Origin of the sequence: Peptoniphilus olsenii (assembly GCF_040545475.1) — a bacterium.
GTDB classification, from domain to species: domain Bacteria; phylum Bacillota; class Clostridia; order Tissierellales; family Peptoniphilaceae; genus Peptoniphilus_A; species Peptoniphilus_A olsenii.
The window spans coordinates 1-5355 of record NZ_JBEPMA010000025.1 but is presented as its reverse complement, the minus strand read 5'-3'; the positions used below and the strand labels follow the sequence as shown (position 1 = coordinate 5355).

The 5355-nt window shown below is 29.2% G+C and carries 7 protein-coding genes; 4 read left to right on the top strand and 3 right to left on the bottom strand.

Annotated features, from left to right (window positions below; genetic code table 11):
* The first annotated feature begins 5 nt into the window (after positions 1–5).
* Entirely contained in the window at positions 6–146 is a 141-nt protein-coding gene (locus ABID14_RS09950; RefSeq protein ID WP_435529970.1) for an IS3 family transposase, read from the top strand.
* 78 nt (positions 147–224) lie between these two features.
* On the opposite strand, the gene ABID14_RS09945 is transcribed toward ABID14_RS09950, so the two are convergent.
* From ABID14_RS09945 to ABID14_RS09935, 3 genes are read right to left on the bottom strand one after another with little or no spacing between them, the layout of a single operon-like run.
* Complete coding sequence (locus ABID14_RS09945; RefSeq protein WP_354369593.1) at positions 225–650, bottom strand: MaoC family dehydratase; 426 nt, start codon at positions 648–650, stop codon at positions 225–227.
* Between the two features lie 22 nt (positions 651–672).
* A complete protein-coding gene (gene phaC, locus ABID14_RS09940; RefSeq protein WP_354369591.1) occupies positions 673–1740 on the bottom strand; it encodes a class III poly(R)-hydroxyalkanoic acid synthase subunit PhaC in 1068 nt (355 codons plus the stop codon).
* Between the two features lie 35 nt (positions 1741–1775).
* Positions 1776–2945 (bottom strand): poly(R)-hydroxyalkanoic acid synthase subunit PhaE, encoded by a 1170-nt coding sequence (locus ABID14_RS09935; protein ID WP_354369589.1) that lies wholly within the window; start codon positions 2943–2945, stop codon positions 1776–1778.
* Between the two features lie 483 nt (positions 2946–3428).
* Here ABID14_RS09935 and ABID14_RS09930 point away from each other — a divergent pair, with 483 nt between their 5' ends.
* From ABID14_RS09930 to arsB, 3 genes are read left to right on the top strand one after another with little or no spacing between them, the layout of a single operon-like run.
* Positions 3429–3701: an ArsR/SmtB family transcription factor gene (locus ABID14_RS09930; RefSeq protein ID WP_354369587.1), complete on the top strand. Its 273-nt coding sequence runs from the start codon at positions 3429–3431 to the stop codon at positions 3699–3701.
* A gap of 45 nt (positions 3702–3746) precedes the next feature.
* Positions 3747–4163: an arsenate reductase ArsC gene (locus ABID14_RS09925; RefSeq protein WP_354369585.1), complete on the top strand. Its 417-nt coding sequence runs from the start codon at positions 3747–3749 to the stop codon at positions 4161–4163.
* Between the two features lie 11 nt (positions 4164–4174).
* On the top strand, positions 4175–5221 hold the full coding sequence (gene arsB / locus ABID14_RS09920) for an ACR3 family arsenite efflux transporter (protein WP_354369583.1): 1047 nt from the start codon (positions 4175–4177) through the stop codon (positions 5219–5221).
* Positions 5222–5355: the final 134 nt, after the last annotated feature.

Here is a 5355-nt window from a genome sequence, read left to right as displayed (position 1 = left end):
AAGAAATGTATTATGGAATTAAATATACTAGCGTAGATGAATTATGTAGAGAAATAGAAAGATATATTAACTGGTATAACTATGATAGAATTAAGCCAAAACTAAACGGACTTTCACCTATTGAATTTAGGCTTCAGTCCGCTTAGTAAAAATCAAATATTAATGTCCGTGTTTAAGGGTGAACATCAAATAACATAACCTTTTTATCTTTTAAAAATACTTCTTTATAGTGGAGCTAAAACTAGAGCTCTACCTTCAATTACTGTTTCTCCATATTGATTAGTACAAACTGTGTCCATAATAACTCTATTTTTTTCTGGAAATAATTCTTCTACAGTACAAGTAGCTGTGATTGTATCTCCAAAATGAACGGGATGTGTAAATTTTAAATCTTGTGATAGATAAATTGTTCCAGGGCCAGGAAGCTGAGTTCCAAGAACTGCAGATATAAAACCTGCACTAATCATCCCGTGAGCTATACGTGTTTTAAAAGTTGTGTCTTTGGCGTATTCTTCATTTATATGAGCTGGGTTAAAATCTCCAGACACTCCTATATAGTTGTAGACATCTGCCTCAGATACAGTTTTTGTAAAACAGGCACTTTGCCCAACCTTTAATTCATTTATTTTTTTGCCTTTAGTATTGTCCATAATCTCACGAATCCTTCTAATATTATCTAGCGTGGTTCTTTAACCAGTCGACGACTGTTGGTGCAACCTCCTCTTGACTTCTTCTACTGACAAACATTCCAATATGCCCAGTAGGAAAAGATTTAACCGTATAATCCTTACTTGCTACACATTCTTCAATAGGAATAGAAGCTGCATTAGGAACTTGGTTATCTCTCTCGGCATATAAATTTAATATAGGATGAGTGATATTTTTCAAATCTACTTTTTTGCCGCCTATTGTCATTTCGCCTTTCATGAGCGAATTTTCTCTATACATTGAATTTAAAAATTCTTTATATGCCATGCCCGCTTGACCAGGGCTGTCAAATATCCATTTTTCCATTGTCATAAAATTTGATAATAAATCAGGGTCATCTAAATCATTTATGATATTGACATATTTATTTACCATAAGGGAAAGAGGTTTTAAAGTTAAAAATCCCGTGTTCATAAATTCTCCTGGTATAACACCATAGGCTTCTACCATTTTATCAGGATTTAAATATTTGCCCCATTTGAAAAGCAGTCCATCGTCAGTTGAAAAATCAACAGGAGTCACCATAGTAACTAAATTCTTGATTTTTTCTGGATGAAGAGCAGTATACATCAAACTAAAAGTGCCACCTTGACAAACGCCAAGTAAATTAATTTTATCGACGCCTTTTTCTTTTTTAATATATTCAACACAATCATCAATATAAATATTTATATAATCATCTAGTGTCAAATACTTATCGTCAGCAGTAGGAAAACCCCACTCAATCAAATATAAATCTAAACCACTATCTACAAGTTTTTTGATAAAAGATTTGTCTTCTCCTATATCCATCATTGATGGAGTATTGACAAGAGCATAAATAATAAGAGTTGGTATTTTACTTACTGTACGAGTACTTTTTTTATAATGATAGAGTTTTAACTTATCTTCTTCAAATACAAGCTCTCTAGGAGTCTGATTTGCATGGTCGTTAGTAACATCTATCATGCTCTCATAACTTTTTAAAAATTTTTCCTGAGCTTTAATACTATCTTCTATAGTTGTCTTTATATCAAAAAAATCAGTATACATATTTAATACCTCCATGAGTTAAATCAGTTGTAGAATTATTTTTCATTTGTACTATCTTTTTGTTTTTGCAACTGCTCTAATTCTTTCTTTAAAGATCTAACTTCACGTCTTAGTTCATAAACATTTTTATAAACATTGTCTACCTCAGATTTTGTCACAATTGGAAAATCATTTAAAGCTTTTTCAATAACTTTGTCATATTCAATTTTAAATATCATAGCAGAATCAGCTGTTTTAGCGATAAGTTTTGAAAACTCATCAGTATAGAAATAAGTTTCAATTGCATTTTCTACATGTCTTGACCACATTTTATAAAACTCATTAAAAGTTTTAGGCTCTTCACCATTTTCCACAGATTCGAAATAATCTTCAAAAGCTTCTTTAGAATATTTATATCCAACAGAAAGTGCTTTCGCCATGAATTCAGACATAGACACAAGCATTTCAATCATTGCATCAACAGCTTTGTTATTTTGTTCAAGCATTTCTCTTGAGCTGCCAACAACAGGAGACTTTACTAATACTCCAAAAGTTTGATCATATGCTTTTTTCCATTCTTTTAAAGAATCTGATAGCTTCATAGGATCTTTGTAGAAAGTTTCCATATAAATATCGGCAATATTTTGATATGCATAAGACCAAGGACCAACAAAATTTTCTAAAGTTTTTAAATAAGTGTTAAAATAACTTTGAGAATTAATCATCAGACCTTGCATTTCTTTAGGTAGCAGTGGAACTAAATTATTTATAAAAATACTGTTGAATTGCTCAACTAGTTGATTCATATTTTCTTTATAATCTTCAGTACCGGGCTTTAAAATTTCGTCGTTAAATTTTTCCCATTGCTCATATACACCGAGATATAATTTATTAGAATTTAATATTTTTTCAAATACATCTCGAGTACTTGCACTCATCATTTTGCTAGCATCAAAAGGATTATAAGCATCCATCATATTTGTCCAAGCCGTATATGGACTTTGGAACCAAGAATTTTGCGGAGCTACATTTTTCATCATATCTTGCCAGCTTTTCATCCATAACTGTTGAAACTTCATCCAATCTTGATATTTACCAAAATCAAAAACACCATCTTGTGAATCACCACTTTCAGACTCTCTCTTTGGCAGAGCATCCATCCAAGCGTTCATCATTTTTTGACTAGCTTTGAACATTTCATTCCAACCATTATAATTCATTGCCATGACGTCCTCCTTCTTTTTTCCTCACTAAAAAATAAATTTACAAATTCCTTCTTACAAAAATAATACCCAAACTTCTTGCGTAATAACAGCAATATATTAATCAACTAAAATATTTATTAAAGAATATAACATAATAAAAATGGCTATATCAAGCGATTTTTGGAAATAAAATATGATTTCTGAAAGTGAATATGTTTTCATTTTTTTTAAATAAAAAATTTAATCTAAAAATTTTAGATTTATCTCATATTTAAAAAATAATAAAAAATTCGTGAAAATGATTTAGTTTAGTGCAGTATTAAACAATAAATATATTTTGGATTTAAAATATAAATAGATTTAGACTTAATAATTAATTTTTGAAAATTTTACTATAAACATGAGAAATAATTTAATTATTTCATAAAATATATATTGACAATTATCGATATGAATTTTATCATTATATATATATTGACAATTATGAATGTGATGTGATAAAAAATGAATGAAATTGATGTTGCTTTGATTTGCAAAAACTTAGCTGATAGCAATAGATTAAAAATATTAAAAATGATTTCAAAAAAAGAAAAATGTGCTTGCGAACTTTTAGATAATATGGATATAAGTCAGCCTACACTTTCTTATCATATGAAATTATTGAACGAATGCGGGATAGTAAAAACTAGAAAAGAGGGAAAATGGTCATATTATTCAATTGATAGAAAGAATTCTGTGAATTTTTTAGATTTTATAAATTCCATAATCAACGAGTAAATTTTTAAATTTAAATGAAAAGTATAAATTAGAAAGGGATACAATATGAAACAAAAACTAAAAGTGGCATTTATTTGTGTGCATAATTCGTGTCGCTCCCAAATTGCAGAAGCACTGGCTAAATATTATGGAAGTGATGAACTTCAAGCATATTCTGCTGGTACACAAATAAAAGATAAAATAAACCAGGATGCAGTGCGATTGATGAAAAAATATTACGATATAGATATGGAAGAAAGCCAGTATTCTAAACTCACTACAGATATTCCTGATGTAGATTTAAAAGTGACAATGGGATGTAATGTTTTGTGTCCATTTCTTCCTGCTAAATATGAAGAAGATTGGGGACTTGATGACCCAACTGGCAAGAGTGATGAAGAGTTTAAAAAAGTTATAAAAGAGATAGATTTTAAAATTAAAGAATTAATTGACAGAGTTAAATTGGGAGAATTTAAAGGATAGGGGATTATCAAATGAAGAAAAAAGATTTATCGTTTTTTAATAGATACTTAAGTCTTTGGGTGCTATTATGTATGGCGATTGGAGTATTGGTGGGCGTTTTTGTGCCGAATGTAGCTAAACTACTTGGAAGACTCGAATTTTATAGAGTTTCTGTACCTACCACTATATTATTGTGGATAATGATTTATCCAATGATGTTAAAAATAGACTTTAGTTCCATAAGAGATGTAAAAAATAATCCAAAAGGATTATATATAACTTGGATAGCTAATTGGCTAATTAAACCTTTGACAATGTATATTTTTGCATATTTATTTTTCTTTATTATATACAAAAATTATATGCCAAGAGAACTTGCAAATGAATATCTAGCGGGAACTGTATTGTTGGGAGCAGCTCCTTGTACTGCAATGGTTTTTGTTTGGAGCAAGCTTACAGGAGGAAACCCAGCCTATACTCTTGTACAAGTTGCCACAAATGATTTAATAATTTTATTTTTATATGTTCCAATAGTTAGTTTTCTATTAAAAATGGGCAATATTCAAATTCCTTGGCAAACACTTCTATTATCTATTTTTCTTTTTATAGTAGTGCCGTTAATAGCGAGTATAATTACTAGAAAAATTATTATTAAAAATAAAGGAATAAATTATTTAGATGAAGTATTCATACCTAAGTTTGATAAATATACAATGTTGGGATTACTTTTAACTTTGATAATTATATTTTCATTTCAAGGAGATAAAATAATAGAAAACCCATCAGATATAATATTGATTTCAGTACCCTTAATAATCCAAACAATATTTATATTTGCAATTACATTTTTTGCGGCACAAAAAACTAAATTACCTTACGAAATTGCAGCACCATGTGCGATGATAGGAGCATCTAATTTTTTTGAACTTGCAGTAGCCGTTGCAATTTCAATCTTTGGTCTCAGCTCTGGAGCTACACTTGCAACTGTAGTAGGTGTATTAGTAGAAGTACCTGTAATGCTAATGCTTGTAAAATTTGCAAATTCAAGACAAAATAATTTTAATGATAATTCTAAATAATAATATTTATATCATTAGACTTTGAAAATTTATTTATGCCAAGTCCATAATATTGTGTAAATTAATCTAGTATAATATTTAATTCTATCATTTGCCTTAGCTATCAAATAAATACTTAAAAGGTTCTGTCAAGG